Origin of the sequence: Janthinobacterium sp. ROICE36 (assembly GCF_002869965.1) — a bacterium.
In the GTDB taxonomy this organism is placed as follows: Bacteria; Pseudomonadota; Gammaproteobacteria; order Burkholderiales; family Burkholderiaceae_D; genus Janthinobacterium.
Genome location: NZ_PEBS01000153.1, coordinates 1 through 2,642, shown reverse-complemented (window position 1 = coordinate 2,642; position 2,642 = coordinate 1). Strand labels below are relative to the sequence as shown.

The 2,642-nt window shown below is 62.3% G+C and carries 2 protein-coding genes; both read left to right on the top strand.

The annotated features are described in order from the left end of the window. Positions 1–116 precede the first annotated feature (116 nt). Positions 117–1,634, top strand: a complete 1,518-nt coding sequence (gene istA, locus CSZ94_RS27070) for an IS21 family transposase (protein ID WP_102124324.1) — start codon at positions 117–119, stop codon at positions 1,632–1,634. Further along, complete coding sequence (gene istB / locus CSZ94_RS27065; protein WP_102124323.1) at positions 1,627–2,442, top strand: IS21-like element helper ATPase IstB; 816 nt, start codon at positions 1,627–1,629, stop codon at positions 2,440–2,442. Before istA ends, istB begins: the two co-directional genes overlap by 8 nt. Positions 2,443–2,642: the final 200 nt, after the last annotated feature.

The window sequence follows — 2,642 nt, the reverse complement described above, 5'->3', positions numbered from 1 at the left end:
TGTTGGCGCCGACCGAAAACTGACCCACCTATAGCTGTTGTGCCGACCCAAAATTGACCCAGGTGTTCTACTGCTCCTGCCTAATTATTAGGCGGGAGATATACAAGGTGATCACCATGGAAATGTTAGGCAAAGTTCGACGTATGCATCTGCGCGACAAGCTGTCGCTGCATGAAATTTCAAAACGCACGGGACTGTCCCGCAACACGCTGCGCAAGTGGCTGCGGCAGCCGGATGAGGCCGTGGTTTCTCCTCCGAGCTACCGGCGCGGCGCGGTATCGACCAAGCTCGAGCCGTTTCACACTAGGCTGGAATTGGCCCTCAAGGCCGACGCGCTGCGCATCAAGCAGAACCGCCGAAGCAGCAAGGCCTTGTTCCTTCACATCAAAGCCGAGGGCTACACCGGAAGCTATAGCCGCGTCACCGATTACACCCGTGAGTGGCGCGGCCGCGAAGGCAACGCGCCACGCGCTTTCGTACCGCTCAGCTTCGAGCAGGGCGAGGCCTTCCAGTTCGACTGGAGCGAAGAAGGCCTGGTGGTCGGCGGCATCTACCGTCGCATGCAGGTGTCGCACATGAAGCTGTGCGCCAGCCGCGCGTTCTGGCTGGTGGCCTATCCGAGCCAGGGTCATGAGATGCTGTTCGACGCCCACTCCCGTTCATTCGCAGCGCTCGGTGGCGTGCCGCGCCGGGGTATCTACGACAACATGAAGACGGCGGTCGACAAGGTAAACAAGGGCAAGGGGCGGATCGTCAATGCCCGCTTCGCCGTCATGTGCGCCCATTACCTGTTCGACGCCGACTTCTGCAACGTCGCCTCGGGTTGGGAAAAAGGCGTGGTCGAGAAAAACGTGCAGGACAGCCGGCGCCGCATCTGGATCGAGGCGCAGAGCTTGCGTTTCGCTTCCTTCGTCGAACTCAACGTCTGGCTGGCCGGGCGCTGCCGCGCGCTGTGGGACGAGGTGCGGCACCCCGAGCACCCGGCGTTGAGCGTGGCCGAGATGCTGGAACAGGAGCAGTCGCAGATGATGCCGATGCCCACGCCGTTCGACGGCTACGTGGAGAAACCGTCGCGGGTATCGTCCACCTGCCTGGTGACGGTGAGCCGCAACCGCTACTCGGTGCCGTGCGAGTTCGCCGGACAGATGGTCAGCGCGCGGCTGTATCCGGGCAAAGTGTGCGTCGTCGCCGGCGACGCCATCGTGGCCAGCCATGAACGCGTGGCCGAGCGCGGCCAGGTGCTTTACGACTGGCAGCACTACATCCCGCTGGTGCAGCGCAAACCGGGGGCGCTGCGCAACGGCGCGCCGTTCGCCGACTTGCCATCGCCGCTGCTGCGGCTCAAACAAGGCCTGCTGCGCCACGCCGGCGGCGACAGGGTGATGGCGCAGGTGCTGGCCGCCGTGCCCACGGCGGGGCTGGCGGCGGTGCTGGTGGCGGTGGAACTGGTGGTGGAGTCGGGGGTGCTGAGCGCCGAGCACGTCGAAAACGTACTGGCGCGGCTCAATGCCGGCCCGCTGCCGGCGACGGTCGAGACCAGTTTGCAATTGAAGGACGCGCCGCTCGCCAACACCGGCCGCTACGACAGCTTGCGCACCACCGGCGGCGATCTGGTGGAGGTCGATCATGCGTGATATCGGTGCCGAACTGAAAGAACTGCGCCTGCACGGCATGGTCAGCGCCTGGGACGAATTGAAGGAACAAGACGAGAGCGCGGTGGCGGCGTCACAGTGGTTGATCGCACACCTGCTGCAAGCCGAACATACCGACAGGGCCATGCGTTCGGTCAGTCACCAGATGTTTGCCGCCAAGTTCCCCTTGCATCGCGATCTGGCCGGCTTCGACTTCGCATCAAGCAAGGTCGATCAGCCGCTGGTGCGCCAGCTTGCCACGCTGACGTTTACCGACACGGCGCAAAACGTCGTGCTGATCGGCGGCCCGGGCACCGGCAAGACCCATCTGGCCACCGCGATGGCCGTGTCGGGCATCGCAACCAAGGGAAAACGGGTGCGCTTTTACTCCACCGTCGACCTGGTCAATATGCTTGAGCGCGAGAAGCGCGACGGCAAGGCGGGCCGACTGGCGCTGTCGTTACTGCGGATCGACCTGGTGGTGCTGGATGAACTCGGGTATTTGCCGTTCAGCCAGGCCGGCGGCGCCTTGCTGTTTCACTTGCTGTCGAAATTGTACGAGCACACCAGCGTCATCATCACCACCAACTTGAGCTTCGCCGAATGGTCGAACGTGTTCGGCGACGCCAAGATGACCACGGCGCTGCTGGACCGGCTGACCCACCATTGCCATATCGTGGAGACCGGAAACGAGTCATACCGCTTCCAGCACAGCAGCATGGCGGCCAAGGGCCGGATCAAGGCGCGGGAACAGAAGCGCAAAGCGGACAAGGCCGATCCGAACGCCGCCGGAGAGGATGAAAGTGCGTAAAAATGGATAATAAACTAAATCGTTTATACCATTAAATAGAGTGCGAAAGCGGAAGTGGAATTCGTTCCGGGCTTCGCCCTCCACGAATTCCACTTCGCTATTTGGTACACTTATCCACAGCTGCAACTCAAGAATGCAGCACCCCGCCCTGGGTCAAATTTGGATCGGCGCGGTGGGTCAATTTTAGGTCGGCGCCAACA